Consider the following 14,866-nt stretch of genomic DNA (forward strand, 5'->3'; position numbering starts at 1 on the left):
AGAATTTTTCAGGAGAGACATATGGCTTCGGTCAACAAAGTGATTCTTGTCGGCAACCTCGGCAAAGACCCGGAAACCCGCTACGCCCCCAGCGGCGACGCGATCTGCAACATCACCCTCGCCACCACCGACACCTGGCGCGACAAGGCCACCGGTGAGAAGCGCGAAGCCACCGAGTGGCACCGGGTGGCGTTCTTCGGCAAGCTCGCCGAGATCGCCGGCCAGTACCTGCGCAAGGGTAGCCAGGTGTATGTGGAAGGCTCGCTGCGCACCCGCAAGTGGCAGGACAAGGACGGCCAGGACCGTTACACCACCGAAATCCGCGCCGACGAGATGAAGATGCTCGGCAGCCGTCAGGGCATGGGCGGCGAAGGCGCCCCGGCCCGCAACGAGGGCGGTTACGGCGGTGGCCGTGATGCCGGCGGTTTCGGTGGTGGCAATGCCGGCGGCGGCGGTGGTGGTGGCAACTACGGTGGCGGTGGTGGCGGTGGCGGCTTCGGTGGCGGAGCCCCGGCCCCCAGCGCCCCGGCGGCGCCCAAGAAGCCGGCCGGTGGCGGCAGCTTCGGCGATTTCGACGACGATATTCCGTTTTAAAGTACACCTGCTTCGCTTCGAGCGGAGCCGGGCGCGTTCAAAGACAAACCCCCGCAGTTGCGGGGGTTTGTCTTTGTGGGCGCGGCTGTTTCGGCGCGGCCTTGGTGGATTCCCGCCGTCTCAGCGCTCCTGGGCTGCGGCGATCGGGCGCGTGGCGCCCGCATCCGCCTCGCGCCGGGCAAAGTACTCGCGGGTCAGGCGGACGATGAGCGGGGAGAGCAGCAGCAGCGAGATGAGGTTGGGGATGGCCATCAGCGCGTTGAGGGTGTCGGCGACGAGCCAGGCGAAGTCGAGGCTGAGCACCGCGCCGAAGTAGACCGAGATGGTCCACAGGATGCGGAAGGGCTTTTCGATGAGCGTGCCGACCAGGAACTCCCAGCACTTTTCGCTGTAGTAGCCCCAGCCGAGGATGGTGGTGAAGGCGAACAGCGTGAGCGACACCGCGAGCAGATATTTGCCGACGCCGGGCATCGCCGCCTCGAAGGCCTGGGCGCTCAGTACCGCGCCGGTGGCGCCGGACGTCCATACGCCGCTCACCATGATCGCGAGGCCGGTCATGGTGCACACGATGATGGTGTCGATGAAGGTGCCCATCATGCCGATCAGGCCCGAATACACCGGGTCGGGGGTGGCGCCGGCGGCCTGGGCGATGCCGGCGGTGCCAAGGCCGGCTTCGTTGGAGAAGATGCCGCGGGCGACGCCCTTCTGGATCGCCATCATCACCGTCGAGCCGACGAAGCCGCCGGTGGCGGCGGTGGGGCTGAAGGCCTGGGCGAAGATGGTGGCGAGGGCCTCGGGGATGCGGTCGGCGAACACGTAGAGCACGACGCCCACGCTCAGGATGTAGCCGATGCACATGAAGGGCACCAGCCACTCGGCCACCGCGCCGATGCGCCGGATGCCGCCCAGCACCACGGCGCCGGTGAGCACCACGAGCACGATGCCGGTGATCCAGGTGTCGACGCCGAACGCGTTATGCACCGCGCTGGCGATGCCGTTGGCCTGGACCATGTTGCCGATGCCGAAACCCGCCAGCCCGCCGAAGATCGCGAAGGCGGTGCCCAGCCAGCGCCATTGCTTGCCGAGGCCGTTCTTGATGGCGAACATGGGGCCGCCGGCGTGCTCGCCCTTGTCGTCCACCTCGCGGAACTTCACGGCGAGCACGACTTCGCCGTACTTGGTGGCCATGCCGACGAAGGCGGTCATCCACATCCAGAACAGGGCGCCGGGGCCGCCCAGCGCGATGGCGGTGGCCACGCCGGCGATGTTGCCGGTGCCGACGGTGGCCGACAGGGCCGTCATGAGCGCGGCGAAGGGCGAGATCTCGCCTTCGGCCCGGGCGCCAGGGTGGCGGCTTTGCCAGATCATGCGGAAACCGAAGCCGATCTTGAAGATGGGCATGAAGCCCAGGCGGATCTGCAGATAGAGGCCGGTGCCGAGGATCAGCACGATCATCGGGACGCCCCAGACGAGGTCGTTAAGGGCGGTGAAGAAGCCGTGGAGGGATTGCATCGGGGAGTCCTTGGGAGGTGCGCGGGCGAGGTGAGATGGGCCGGGGTCGGCCCCGTTTTTCGGGCAGCAGGGCGGCGGGCCAGGCGTCGGGCGGCAGGTCCGTGTAACGCTGGGGCCATTGCTCGATCATCGCGGCAACATCGGGGGCCTCGTCCATCAGGCCTTCCTGGGCCCATTGGCGGAGGGCCTCCCGGCCCCACCGGTTGTCGTGGGCGTGGCGCTTGAGGCCTTCGACCCGCATTTTCCAGATCGGATTGTCGTTCATGGTGGCGTGGGGGCTGTCGTGGGTGCGGTGCACAGGGGTGCTCCCGGCGCAAGCCGCGATTCTAACGGCGTGCGGCGCGGGCAGGGGCCATGTCATGCTTGTGTTGCCGACAATACTGACCCCAGCAGAAGGAGCCGTGCCCATGAAGATCGTGATTGCACCCGATTCCTACAAGGAGAGCCTGTCTGCCGCCGAGGTGGCGCTGGCCATCGAGGCGGGTTTCCGGGAGGTGTTTCCGGAGGCTCGCTTCTGCCGCCTGCCGGTTGCCGACGGCGGTGAGGGCACCGTCGACGCGATGGTGGCGGCCACCAGGGGCCGCCGGGTCGCCGTGCGGGTGACCGGGCCGCTCGGGCTGCCGGTGGAGGCGTTCTACGGCCTGACCGGCGACGGAGCGACGGCGGTGATCGAGATGGCGGCTGCCAGCGGGCTGGCGCTGGTGCCGCCGGCCCGGCGCAATCCGCTGCTGACCACCAGCTTCGGCACCGGTGAGCTGATCCGCGCGGCGCTCGATGCGGGGGCGCGTCACCTCATCATCGGCATCGGCGGCAGCGCCACCAACGATGCGGGGGCCGGCATGCTGCAGGCGCTCGGCGTGACGCTCGTCGATGGGGCTGGCCAGGCCCTTGGCCCGGGCGGCGGTGGCCTGGGCGAACTGGCGCAGATCGGCCTCGACGGGCTCGATCCGCGCCTGGCCGCGTGCCGTATCGAGGTGGCCTGCGATGTGGACAACCCGCTCACCGGCGAGCGGGGCGCGTCGGTGGTGTTCGGGCCGCAGAAGGGGGCCACGCCGGCCATGGTGGAGCGCCTCGACGCCAACCTGGCCCATTTTGCCGCAGTGCTGCAGCAGACCCTGGGCGTCGCGGTGGCCGACGTGCCCGGCGCCGGCGCGGCGGGTGGCATGGGGGCGGCGCTGCTGGGTGTGCTGGGCGCCCACCTGCGCCCCGGCATCGAGATCGTCACCACTGCGCTGGGCCTGGAGGCGGTGGTGGCCGAGGCCGACCTCGTCATCGTCGGTGAGGGCAGGCTCGACGCCCAGAGCCTGCGCGGCAAGGCGCCGCTGGGGGTGGCCCGCATCGCCCGGCGCCATGGCAAGCCGGTGATCGCGATCGCCGGCGGCCTGGGGGACGACGTGGCGGCGCTGCAGGCCCATGGGGTCGATGCCTCCTTCAGCGTGGTCCGCCGGCCCTGCTCTCTGGAGGAGGCCCTGGCCGCTGCGGCGGACAACCTGCGCGCGGCAGCGCGCAACATCGCTGAAGTCTTGCGCATCGGCGGCGGCTTGTCGGCCGGCCGGAGCGAGGCCGATGGCCGGGAGCCTACGCCCTGAGCGTCCCCTCTGCCCCGGTGCATCCATGGGCCGGTGGGCGAGCGGGGGAGGACCACCCGCAGCGCCATCTGCTTGCGCTTGCGCAAAAGCCTGTCTGGCCCCCAGCTGTTACACTCTCTACCTTGAGACCGTGTGAACACGGGCTTCCTGAGGCCATGGGCGGCAACATTCTCCCAGGTTTCCGGTGGGGCTCCGGGGGCAGGCGGTTCGTTTTGTTTCGATAGCTCGTGTCTGTGGCGCTTCCAGGCGCTTGCATGGTCAAGGCGTTTATTGATTTTGACGAATTCACGGCTATGCTAAAGTAATGTCCTGACTTGGCGGTGACACCGACGAAACTGTTACCATTGTAAAAATCACGTTATTTAGCGTTCGAATCCATGGCCGTCCCGCACGAATCTCCCGAAAAGGAATATTGCAGCACCTCTGAAGCAGCCCAGCGCCTGGGGTTGTCGCTAGGTACTGTTCAACAGATGGTCGAGAACGGCCAGCTGGACGGCTGGAAGACCGCCGGTGGTCACCGCCGGATCCGGGTCAGTTCGATCGAGGAGTTCCGTGCCCGGTCGATGGCGGGCAGCGGAGCCCAGACCCAGGCGCGTGCGCCGGCCAACACCCTGCAGATCCTCGTCGCCGAGGATGACCGCATCCTCCAGAAGCTCTACGAGCACACGTTTTCGTCGTGGGGCTTGCCGCTCCAGGTGCGCATGGTTTCCAGTGGCATCGACGGTCTCCTGGAAATCGGGCGGATGTCGCCGGATCTGCTGATCACGGACTTGCGAATGCCTGGGATCGATGGTTTCGAGATGATCCGCCGCCTGCGCGCCGATCCGCAGCTCCAGGAGCTCGACATCGTCGTCGTCAGCGGTCTCGCCGACGACGAGATCCTCGAGAACGGCGGGTTGCCTGCCGACGTCATCCTCTACAGCAAGCCGGTTCCCTTCCGGGAACTCAAGGGCTATGTGCAGGCCAAGATCATGGCCATGCAGCGCCGGGGCCGCGCCGCCTGAGCCGACCCGCTCCAGACTGACCCCCATTCAGAAACCCGGCAGCCCATCTGCCGGGTTTCTGCCGTTTACCCGCGGCACTTCGTGACGGGAAGGTGAGCCGCCGCGAGGGCGGCGGGGCGCTGGCCGCATGGCCGCGCATATCCTTCCTTCGCCAGGCCTCAGCACCGGGCACAGGCCAGCGCCGTTCATTGGCTCAACGAACCTTGCCGGGTGAATGGCCGCGCCCGGGCCGCTCCAGGCGCCCCGGGCGCGGCTCCGTCGGTGGCTGGCGCTTTCGTGCAGACACCCCTTTGTGAGCGGAAGTGTGATTTTTTTGCCGTCAGCCTTCATCGCCAGTGGGCTTGCGGATGTCAGCCAAGCTGTCTTTTTTATAAAATTTTGTCAAATTCGAATGCGTGTGGAATCCGCCTGCGCTAAAAATCTCCTCTGGCATTAATTTCTTTGTCAAATTTGAAGTTGTTTTCAAAAATTGAGTTTTTGAGGCGCCTTGCTTGGGTGCGGATTTTGATTTTGACGATTATGGCGGGTGGTGTCGGTGAAGCAGAAAGAAGATTCGCCCCCCCGGGGTGGTGGCGATGAACGTGATGAACATGATGGTGCCGCACGAGGAGCAGCTGCTGGATTTCGCCGGCGTGGGCCGCTGGGTCAATCAATGCGCCGAGGCCCACATGCGTGACTTGGTCTCCGATGCGGCCATCACCGGGGCAGCCCTTGTCCGCCACCTGGATGACGCGCGCTTTGCCTGCCTGCGAGCCTTGCGCCAGCTGCTGCGGGCCCTCGACGCCGAACGCATCGTGATCGGTTTCATCAGTCCGGACGGAGCGTTTCTGCATGAGGAGCTGGCGTGGGCTCAGGGGCTGGCGCCCTGCGGTGAATCCGAGCGGGTGATGTCCTGCGCGCCCTTCCAGGATGCGCTTCAGGGCTGGCTCGATTCGAATCGGCCGGCGGCGTGCATCGGTATCGATCCGGGCTCGGTAGCCCGCCACGACACGCCCTGTGACTACCTGCTGATGGTTCGGGGCGAGGGGGAGGCGGGCGCGCGCGGGTTGGCGGTGATTGCAGCCCAGCTGCGCAACCCGGTCGACCTCGAGTTTGCCGAGGCGCAGGCCGTCTCGCTGCTGATCGCGGAGTACTGCCGGCGGCGCGATCAGCTCAAGTGCTGAGCTCGCTTGCCGCCAGGCTGTCGATATACCGACGCCAGCAGGCGGGGTCGGCCTGCTCCAGACAACGCTCCAGATGGCCGCGCGCAGCGGCCAGGTTGCGCTCGGCTGCCGGGCTCAGGCCCTCGCCCAGGCGGAAGTCTTCGCCGCAGACGCACAGCACGAAGGCGGCCGGCGGGGGCCGGCGCTGGATGTCGGCGTAAACCTGCAGCACGGCCTCGGGGGCGAGCGCGTGGGAGCTGACCGGCCGGGTTGCTGCCGGGCCGATTTCGCGGAAGTCGAAGGGGGCCGGGGTGCCCGTGCCGGCATCGATGAAGAGGGCCAGCTGATGGCCTTCGAGATCGAGGGCGTGCTCGATCTGCAGCTGGAAGTCGCTCACCAGGTGGACGCCAGGCCGGGCCTGCTGCTCGAGCCCGGCCATCAATAGGGGCCCAAGGGCGTCGTCACCCCGCGAGGGGTTGCCCACCGCGAAAACCACCACCGACATGCCTCAGCCTCCGCTGGTGGCGCTATCCACCAGGCTGCCGTCGGCATTGACGAGCTCGACCGCCAGCGGCATCTTGCCCAGGGCGTGGGTGGCGCAGGACAGGCAGGGGTCGAAGGCGCGGATGGCGACCTCGATGTGATTGAGCAGGCCCTCGGTGAGCTGCCGCCCGTCGAGGTAGCGCCGGGCCACCTGGCGCACGGCTTCGTTCATGGCCTGGTTGTTGTGGGTGGTGGAGACGATCAGGTTGCAGTAGCTCACCAGGTCGTCGTCGCCCACGCGGTAGTGGTGGATCAGGGTGCCGCGCGGGGCTTCGATGATGCCGACCCCTTCGCGCTGGCGCGGGCCTTCGGCGAGGCGGTTGTCGGAGAGCAGGTCGGGGTCGTCGAGCAGGCTGCGGATCACCTCGGCGGCGTGGAGCATCTCGATCATGCGCGCCCAGTGGTAGGCCAGCGGGGCGTGGATGGGCTCGCCCTCGCCGTGGGCCACGAAGGCCTGGCGCTCGAGCTCGGCGAGCGGGCTGGGGATGAAGTCGCAGTTCTGCACCCGCGCCAGCGGGCCCACCTTGTACCAGCCCCGGGCGGCGCCGAGTTCGGTGATGAAGGGGAGCTTCATGTAGCTCCACGGCTTCACCTCTTCGGTGATGTGCGTGGCGTAGTCGGCGCAGGGCAGGTGGTCGAGGACGATCTGGCCGCGGGCGTCGCGCAGGCGCAGGCTGCCGTCGTAGAGGTCGAGGGCGCCGTCGGCCCGCACGATGCTGAAGAGGTGGCTGCGGAACAGCCCGAATTCGTCGTACAGCGAGCCGTTGGTCTCGTGGAGGCGGCGGGCCAGGTGCACCGCGTCGCGGCTCCATTGGATCATCTGGTCGGCATCCTGCAGCAGCTCGTCGCGCTCGGCGGCGGTGAGGGATTTATTGACCCCGCCAGGGATCGCCCCGGTGCCGTGCACGCGCTTGCCGGCGGTGATGCGGATCACCTCCTGGCCAAACTTGCGCAGCAGCACGCCTTGCCGGGCGACCTCCGGGTAGGCTCCGGCGACGCCGACGATGTTGCGCTGCTGCACCGGCGATTCGAAGCCGAACAGCAGGTCGGGCGACGAGAGGTGGAAGAAGTGCAGCGCGTGGGACTGGAGGACCTGCCCGTAGTGCATCAGCCGCCGGATCTTCTCGGCGGTGGGGGTGATGGTCAGGGCGCCGACCACCGGGTCGAGGGCCTTGGCGGCGGCCAGGTGGTGGCTCACCGGGCAGATGCCGCACAGGCGCTGCACCATCACTGGCACTTCCCAGTAGGGGCGGCCCTGGATGAATTTTTCGAAGCCGCGAAACTCGACGATATGCAGCCGGGCCTCGCGCACGTGGCCGGCCTCGTCGAGCAGCAGCGTGACCTTGCCGTGGCCCTCGACGCGCGAGACGGGGTCGATGGCGACCCGGCGCAGGCTTTCGCGGTTGGCGGCGGTTTCCAGTTCGAAGCTCATGGGTGCTCCTTTGGAGCAGGTAGGGGTAGGGAGTGAGGGGTGAGGAGGCTTTTCTCGAGCCTTTTGCGCTGCCGATCGGGAGCGCAAAGTGTTTCAGCAAGGCCTCCTCGCTCCTTCCTCCTCACGCCTCCCCGCCTCAGTCATAGTGCAGCAGGCCGCCCGACAGCCGCGGCGTGCGCCCGGCCAGCAGGTCGGTGAGGAATTTCCAGATGGCCGGCCCGGACGGCGGGCAGCCGGGGATGAAGTAATCGACCCGCACCACCTCGTGGATCGGCCGCACCTTGTCTAGGGGCAGCGGGAGCTCGGGGTCGTTGGGGATCTGGCCGTTGGCGACGCCATCGCGGAACTGATAGACCTCGCGCAGGCATTCGGCCAGCGGGATGTGGTTGCGCTGGGCCGGCAGGCCGCCATTGACCGCGCAGGCGCCCAGCGCGATCAAGGTTTTGCAGTTGCGGCGGAACTCGCGCAGCACGTGCACGTTTTCGGCATTGCACACGCCGCCTTCGATGAGGCCGATGTCGCAGGGGCCGACGTCCTTGATGTCGGTGAGGGGCGAGCGGTCGAACTCGATCAGCTCGACCAGCTCGAAGAGGTGCTCGTCGATGTCGAGGAAGGACATGTGGCAGCCGAAACAGCCGGCCAGCGATGCCGTGGCGACGCGCAGCTTGCGGGGCGAAGGGCTGTTCATGACGACTCCTTCAGGGTCTTGCTGCGGATCGTGGCCACGTCGAAGCTGCGCTCGCCGATGGGCACCGCGAAGCCCGTGCCCTTGGGCAGGATCACACCCACCGGGCAGATGTGGGCGGCGGCGTCGGTGGCGGAGAAGTCGGTGTCGCCGAGCTGGCCGGATTCGGCATTGACCACCAGGTGCTTGCCGATGCCGCGGCCGGTGAGGGCGAACACCGACTTGCCGTCGATCTCGCGGCTGGCGCGCACGCACAGCTCGCAGAAGATGCAGCGGTTGAAGTCGAGCAGCACATCGGGGTGGCTGGCGTCGACCGGGCGGTCGGGGAAGAAGTGGCGGAAGCGCGGGGTGAGCACCTCGTATTCGTAGGCCAGGGCCTGGAGTTCGCAGTTGCCGCTTTTTTCACAGGAGGGGCAGAAGTGGTTGCCCTCGACGAACAGCATCTGCAGCAGCCCGCGGCGCTCGCCGTTGATCTCGGGGGTGTTGCTCTCGACTTCCCAGCCCTCCTTGGCGGGGGTGGCGCAGGCCGACACGTGGCGCCCGGCGGCTTTCACGACGCACAGCTTGCAGCTGCCGTGGGGCGGGAAATCCTTGTGCCAGCACAGGCTGGGGATGTAGTGACCGGCCTTGCGGGCGGCTTCGAGGATGGTCTGGCCGTCGTCGAAGGGGACGGGTTGGCCGTCGAGCAGGAACTGCTTGGTCATGATCAGGCACCTTTCGCGCTAGGCGCCGTTCCGCCGGGCGGAAGGCTGGGCCTTGGGGGGCGGCACTGCGGGCTCATTTTTCGTCCTCCTCATGGGTCTTGAGGTGGGCGCCACTGTCGTCGCGGCCGGTGAGCTGGCGGGCTTCGGCGAGGGCGGCGTCGAGGTCGAAGGCGGGCTCGAAATCGAGCGACACCAGGCGCCGCTCGTAGGCGGGGCGGAATTTTTGCAAAGTGTCGATCACCGGGTTCGGGGCGGCGCTGCCGAGGCCGCAGTGGCTGGCGTTCTTGAGCAGGCGGTCGAGCCAGTCGATGTCGGCCAGGTCGGCCTGGGCGCCGTGGCCGTCGGCGAGCTTGTCCATGAAGCCCTTCAGCAGCGAGGTGCCGACCCGGCACGGGGTGCAGAAGCCGCAGCTCTCGTGGGCGAAGAAATGCACGAAGGCGCGGGCCACGTCGAAGAGGTCGCGGGTGCCGTCGAAGATCATGAAGGCGCCGGCGGTGGGTACGTCTTCGTAGGCAATGCGGCGGTGGAATTCGTAGCCGGCCAGGCAGATGCCGGACGCGCCGCCCACCTGCACGGCCTGGGTGTCGCTGGCGCCGCAGTCTTCGAGGACGCGCGAGATCGGCACGCCGAAGGGGTATTCGTAGATGCCGGGCATCGCGCAGTCGCCGGAGATGGAGAGCAGCTTGGTGCCAGCCGACTGGGCGGTGCCGGTGGCCGCGAAGGCCTCGCCGCCGCCGAGGGCGATGAGGCAGGTCTTGGCCAGGGTCTCGACGTTGTTAACCACCGTGGGCCGCCCCAGGTAACCCTTGGTGACCGGGAAGGGCGGGCGGATGCGCGGGGTGCCGCGCTTGCCTTCGAGGGATTCGATGAGGGCGGATTCTTCGCCGCACACGTACGCACCGGCGCCCAGGTGAATGGCGATGTCGAAGTCGAAGCCCGCCTGCCCGAGGATGCCTGTGCCGAGCAGGCCGGCGGCGCGGCGCCGGGCGAGCACGGCTTCGAGCTGCGGCAGCAGGTAGCGGTATTCGCCGCGCAGGTACAGGAAGCCCTGGCTGGCGCCCACCGCCCAGGCGGCGAGGCTCATGCCCTCGAAGACGAGGTCGGCGAAGCTGTTGAGGAGGACGCGGTCTTTAAAGGTGCCGGGTTCGCCTTCGTCGGCGTTGCAGACGATCACCTTGGGCGCGCCCGGGGCATTTTTGGCGCTGGCCCATTTGACGGCGGTGGCGAAGCCCGCCCCGCCCCGGCCGCGCAGGTTGGAGGCCTGCATCTCGGCCAGCCAGCCGTCGCGGCCGCGGGCTACGGCAGCCTGCAGTGCGGCGCCGGGGGGCATGTCGAGGCCGAGCAGCGCGTCGCGGCGGCGGATGTTGTCGTCGATCTGGAAGTATTCGGCGGGCCACAGCTCGAGCGGGCGCTGCTGGCGGATCAGCTCGGCGATCTCGTTGATGCGCCGGTGGCTGAGCTGGCCAATCGCCCGGCCATTGACGAGCATCGCCGGGCCCTGGTCGCACAGGCCGGTGCACGAGGTGGTGGTGACGCTGACGAGGCCGTCCTCGGACAGGTGGCCGGGCTCGATCCACAGCTTGCGGCACAGGGCGTCGAGCAGCTCGGCGTTGCCGAGCATGCGGTCGGTGATGTTGTCGGAGAAGAGCACCCGGTAGCGACCGACCGGCTGCGTGTACAGAAAGCTGTAGAAACCGGCGACACCTTCGACCCGCGCCCGGGGCAGGCCGAGGGCCGCCGCGATGTGGGTGAGGGTGGCGGCGGGCAGCCAGCCTTCGATCTGCTGGGCCTGGATGAGGATCTGCAGCAGCTCGGTGGCCTGGTGGCGGTGACGCAGCAGGATGTCGTCCAGTGATGCGACGACCGATGACGGGAGCACACTCACGACGACCTCCGGCGAAAGCTGAAGACGTGCCCATTATGCACCCGGGGCGGGGCTGAATCTTGCGCTGGATCAGAGAGTTCGGCGTGCCTCAGCGCAGGGTGAGCCGGCTCCCCAGGGCGAAGGCGCCGAGCTGGGCGTCCCAGCCCTGGGTGCCCTGGTCGGCGTTGGCGGGGCGGATGGCGTAGCGGGGGTCATTGGCCAGGCGCGGGTCTTCGTCCGGGAGGGCGATCAGCAGGGCGTAGGGGCCGCTGGCCAGCCCGGTTGGCAGGTCGAGGCGGCGGTTGATCTGGATGAGCTGGCCGGGTGTCCATTGGCGGGGATCCACGTCTGCCAGCGGAATCCGGACGACTTGCCCGCTGTCTTCGTGGCGGAGCAGCAGCTGGACGGGGCGGGCGTTGTGGAGCCGGGCCCAGCCCCGATTGACCAGCTCGAGGCGCAGCCCGATGGCCTCGCCGGGGGCAGCGCTGGGGGTGTGGGCCAGGCGGATCAGCTCGAAGCGGTAGCCCAGCCGGGTGAGCACGGTGCCGAGGCAGCCCTGGGCTGCCCAGGTGTCGTGGAAGGTGGGGGTGTAGTAGTCCTCGCCGAGGTAGCTCACGTGGTATTCGGCCCCCTCGCGCAGGATGTCGGCGCAGCTGTTGCGGGCCTGGGCCGGGTCGGGTGGCTGGCAGGTTTCGCCGCCGAAGGGGGTGACCGCGCTCAGCTGGCGGATGTAGCTGCGCTGGGGTTCGCCGTCCGGGTAGGTGCCCACGTCGGTGTCGTCGGCCAGAAAGCAGTCGTTGTGGAGGCCGATCCGGGCCTGGGGGCCGGTGCTTGTCTCCACCGCGGGCGAGGGGTACCAGCGCTGCAGGTCGGCGGGCTGGCGGAACTGCAGGCTGCGCCCGGGCGGCAGGGCGGCGAGCAGGGCGTCCCGCACCGCGAGCCGGGCGTCGGGGTCGTCCAGGCCGTTGGTGGAGTCGTGCCATTCGCCCCAGGCGCCGATGAAGCCGGCCTGCCAGTAGGCGATCACGTCGGCATTTGCGGCGAGCGTGGGGGCGAGGCGGGCGATGTGCTCATGGATGCGAACGAGGCTGGCGTCCCGTGGGTCGCTGCCGGGCGCGGCGGGGTCGTTGTAGCTGACCCGCAGCACCAGCTTGAGGCCGGCCCGGCGGACCCGGGCGAAGGCGTCGTCGAGCTGGTTCAGCAGGCTGTCCGGCAGGCTGGCGTCGCGCCAGGCGTCGAGGCGCAGCGGGGCGTAGGCGAGGCGCACGCCCGCCGCGGAGAGGGTGGCCAGCTGGCTGTCGGAGGCCGTGGCGAGGGCGTCCAGGCTGCGGGTCATGCCCCGTTCTGGGTTGGAAAAATCCAGGTCGGTGGCCGTAAAGGACACGCTGGCGTCGAGCGGCGGGGTATCGGATGAGCCGCCGCCACCGCCGCAGGCGACCAGCAGCGCGGCCAACAGGCTCAGGCTGCGGCGCAGGAGCGGACGGCAGGGGCGGCGGGCAAGGGGCATGACGAAGTCGAAAGGCATAGGGTGCCCCCGAGTTTAGCCTGTCGCCGTGACCGCGCGGTGGATGCGTTGAAGCGCTTCTTCGAGGCGCTGCGGCGGGCAGCCGAAGTTGAGCCGTACGAAACCTGGCAGGCCGAAGTCCTTGCCATCCGAGAGGCCGACACCAGCGGCCTCGAAGAAGGCTGCAGCGTTGGGGACGCCCCGGGCCGCGAGCAGGCCGCGGCAGTCGATCCAGGCCAGGTAGGTGGCCTCGACCGGGGCCATGGCGAGCCCGGGCAGCTGGTTGATCACGCTGGCGACGCGGGCCGCGTTGCTGCGCAGGGTGGCCAGCAGCGCCTGCCGCCATGGGTCGCAATCGCGGTAGGCGACTTCGGCGCCGACCAGCCCGAGCACATTGACGTGGGGCACGATGCCGGCCATGGCGCGCTTGTAGCGGGCCCGCAGCCCGGCGTCGGGGATGATCGCGAAGGCGCAGTAGAGGGCCGGGATGTTCCAGGTCTTCGAGGGCGCCATCAGGGTGATGGTGCGGCGGGCGACGGTGTCGTCCAGGGCTGCGATGGGGGTGTGCTGGGTGGTTGGGTCGAGCACCAGGCCGCAGTGGATCTCGTCGGAGCAGATGACGAGGTCGTGGCGCCCGGCGAGTTCGGCGATGCGGGTGAGCTCATCGCGGTCGAACACCCGGCCGACCGGGTTGTGGGGGTTGCACAGCATGAACAGCCGCGCCCCGTCGGCGAGGGCCGCTTCGGTGGCGGGCCAGTCCCAGCCCCAGCGCCGGCCGTCATGGACGAGGGGCGCGGTGAGCAGGCGTTGCCCGAAGTTGCCCGGTGCGTGCAGGAAGGGTGGGTACACCGGGGTGGCGGTGAAGACGCCGTCGCCAGCCTGGCCGACCGCCCGCACCGCCACGTTGAAGCCAGTGACCACGCCCGGCAGCCACACCAGCCAGTCGGGCTCGATGTGCCAGCCGTGGTCGCGGGCGATGCCGGCCTGCACGGCCTCGACAAGCGACGGCCACGGGTCGGCGTAGCCGAACACCCCGTGGGCGATGCGCGCCTGCAGGGCTTCGAGCACCGGCGGTGGCGCGGCGAAGTCCATGTCGGCCACCCACATCGGGATCACGTCGCGGCCGGCGTAGCGGCGCCACTTGATGCTGTCGCTGCCGGCGCGGTCGGGGCAGGCGGTGAAGTCGAAGGCGCTCAAGTCAGACTTCCAGATGCTGGAAGAGCACGGTGGACAGGTAGCGCTCGCCGAAGGACGGGATGATCACGACGATGAGCTTGCCGGCGTTCTCGGGGCGCTCGGCCACCTGCAGCGCCGACCACACCGCGGCGCCCGAGGAGATGCCGACCAGCAGGCCTTCTTCGCGGGCCAGGCGGCGGGCGGTGTCGAGGGCCGCGTCGTTGGGCACCTGGACGATCTCGTCGTAGACGCCGGTATTGAGGATGCCCGGCACGAAGCCGGCGCCGATGCCCTGGATCGGGTGGGGGCCGCGGTTGCCGCCGGAGAGCACCGGGCTGGCGGCGGGTTCGACGGCGATCACCTGGACGCCGGGCTTCTTCTCCTTGAGTGCCTCGCCGACGCCAGTGACGGTGCCGCCGGTGCCCACGCCGGCCACGAAGATGTCCACCTGGCCGTCGGTGTCGGCCCAGATCTCCTCGGCCGTGGTGGCGCGGTGGATGGCCGGGTTGGCGGGGTTCTCGAACTGCTGCGGGATGAAATAGCGCGGGTCGGCGGCGGCGAGCTCCTCGGCCTTCTTGACGGCGCCGGGCATGCCCTCGGCGCCGGGGGTGAGGATCAGGTCGGCGCCGTAGGCCTTGAGCAGCAGCTTGCGCTCCCGGCTCATGGTTTCGGGCATCACGAAGGCGCTCTTGTAACCGCGGGCGGCGCAGACCATCGCCAGGCCAATGCCGGTGTTGCCGGAGGTGGGCTCGAGGACGATGGTGTCGGGGGTGATCTTGCCGGCGGCCTCGGCGGCGTCGAGCATGGCCACGGCGATGCGGTCTTTAACGCTGTGGGCCGGGTTGAAGAACTCCAGCTTGAGGGCAACGGTGGCGCCGTTGGCCGGGGCGAGGCGGTTCAGCTTGACCAGCGGGGTGTTGCCGACGAGTTCGGCGACGTTGTTGGCGATGCGCATGGGGGCTCCTTCGTGAATGGATTTCTTAAATGTATTCTAGTGCTAAAAATCCACTGCTTTTAGTCAAAAATTGAATAATAAAATAACCCCATGCTGGGTTTTGCAGGGCTGTCAGAGCATCCCATTACACACATCTCACGCCTCCCCGAACTGCCGTGCATC

At 68.6% G+C, this 14,866-nt stretch carries 14 protein-coding genes; 4 read left to right on the forward strand and 10 right to left on the reverse strand.

All coding sequences use genetic code 11. The annotated features are described in order from the left end of the window. Positions 1–21: 21 nt before the first annotated feature. A complete protein-coding gene (gene ssb, locus ZRA01_RS15315; RefSeq protein ID WP_141353751.1) occupies positions 22–594 on the forward strand; it encodes a single-stranded DNA-binding protein in 573 nt (190 codons plus the stop codon). Positions 595–714: 120 nt separating this feature from the next. Here ssb and ZRA01_RS15320 read toward each other — a convergent pair whose 3' ends face one another. Together ZRA01_RS15320 and ZRA01_RS15325 are read right to left on the reverse strand one after the other, a co-directional pair. Next, complete coding sequence (locus tag ZRA01_RS15320; protein ID WP_141353753.1) at positions 715–2,106, reverse strand: alanine/glycine:cation symporter family protein; 1,392 nt, start codon at positions 2,104–2,106, stop codon at positions 715–717. Further along, complete coding sequence (locus ZRA01_RS15325; protein ID WP_141353755.1) at positions 2,072–2,404, reverse strand: hypothetical protein; 333 nt, start codon at positions 2,402–2,404, stop codon at positions 2,072–2,074. Before ZRA01_RS15325 ends, ZRA01_RS15320 begins: the two co-directional genes overlap by 35 nt. Positions 2,405–2,513: 109 nt before the next feature. Here ZRA01_RS15325 and ZRA01_RS15330 point away from each other — a divergent pair, with 109 nt between their 5' ends. From ZRA01_RS15330 to ZRA01_RS15340, 3 genes are all read left to right on the forward strand, one after another. Then, entirely contained in the window at positions 2,514–3,695 is a 1,182-nt protein-coding gene (locus tag ZRA01_RS15330; RefSeq protein ID WP_141353757.1) for a glycerate kinase, read from the forward strand. Positions 3,696–4,072: 377 nt separating this feature from the next. After that, positions 4,073–4,699 carry a response regulator gene (locus tag ZRA01_RS15335; protein ID WP_141353759.1) on the forward strand — a complete coding sequence of 209 codons (627 nt, stop codon included), beginning with the start codon at positions 4,073–4,075 and terminating at the stop codon, positions 4,697–4,699. 575 nt (positions 4,700–5,274) lie between these two features. Next, positions 5,275–5,862 carry a hypothetical protein gene (locus ZRA01_RS15340; RefSeq protein WP_141353762.1) on the forward strand — a complete coding sequence of 196 codons (588 nt, stop codon included), beginning with the start codon at positions 5,275–5,277 and terminating at the stop codon, positions 5,860–5,862. Here ZRA01_RS15340 and ZRA01_RS15345 read toward each other — a convergent pair. The 8 genes from ZRA01_RS15345 to cysK all read right to left on the reverse strand — a co-directional run bounded on the left by ZRA01_RS15345 (position 5,852) and on the right by cysK (position 14,704). Then, positions 5,852–6,346, reverse strand: a complete 495-nt coding sequence (locus ZRA01_RS15345; protein ID WP_141353764.1) for a hydrogenase maturation protease — start codon at positions 6,344–6,346, stop codon at positions 5,852–5,854. The two genes, ZRA01_RS15340 and ZRA01_RS15345, sit on opposite strands and share 11 nt — an antisense overlap. Positions 6,347–6,349: 3 nt before the next feature. Then, positions 6,350–7,816 (reverse strand): Ni/Fe hydrogenase subunit alpha, encoded by a 1,467-nt coding sequence (locus tag ZRA01_RS15350; RefSeq protein ID WP_141353776.1) that lies wholly within the window; start codon positions 7,814–7,816, stop codon positions 6,350–6,352. 136 nt (positions 7,817–7,952) lie between these two features. Continuing rightward, positions 7,953–8,504, reverse strand: a complete 552-nt coding sequence (locus tag ZRA01_RS15355) for an NADH-quinone oxidoreductase subunit B family protein (RefSeq protein WP_141353778.1) — start codon at positions 8,502–8,504, stop codon at positions 7,953–7,955. Then, positions 8,501–9,205 carry a 2Fe-2S iron-sulfur cluster-binding protein gene (locus tag ZRA01_RS15360; RefSeq protein ID WP_141353780.1) on the reverse strand — a complete coding sequence of 235 codons (705 nt, stop codon included), beginning with the start codon at positions 9,203–9,205 and terminating at the stop codon, positions 8,501–8,503. Before ZRA01_RS15360 ends, ZRA01_RS15355 begins: the two co-directional genes overlap by 4 nt. Positions 9,206–9,278: 73 nt before the next feature. Further along, positions 9,279–11,084: an NAD(P)H-dependent oxidoreductase subunit E gene (locus ZRA01_RS15365; protein WP_371859308.1), complete on the reverse strand. Its 1,806-nt coding sequence runs from the start codon at positions 11,082–11,084 to the stop codon at positions 9,279–9,281. Positions 11,085–11,178: 94 nt separating this feature from the next. Beyond that, positions 11,179–12,576, reverse strand: a complete 1,398-nt coding sequence (locus ZRA01_RS15370) for a DUF4832 domain-containing protein (protein ID WP_170182989.1) — start codon at positions 12,574–12,576, stop codon at positions 11,179–11,181. A gap of 33 nt (positions 12,577–12,609) precedes the next feature. Then, positions 12,610–13,770 (reverse strand): MalY/PatB family protein, encoded by a 1,161-nt coding sequence (locus ZRA01_RS15375; RefSeq protein ID WP_141353786.1) that lies wholly within the window; start codon positions 13,768–13,770, stop codon positions 12,610–12,612. A 1-nt stretch (position 13,771) separates the two neighbouring features. Continuing rightward, positions 13,772–14,704 carry a cysteine synthase A gene (gene cysK / locus ZRA01_RS15380; protein WP_141353788.1) on the reverse strand — a complete coding sequence of 311 codons (933 nt, stop codon included), beginning with the start codon at positions 14,702–14,704 and terminating at the stop codon, positions 13,772–13,774. Between the last annotated feature and the right edge of the window lie 162 nt (positions 14,705–14,866).

The sequence above is a fragment of the Zoogloea ramigera genome (genome assembly GCF_006539865.1).
GTDB lineage: Bacteria > Pseudomonadota > Gammaproteobacteria > Burkholderiales > Rhodocyclaceae > Zoogloea > Zoogloea ramigera.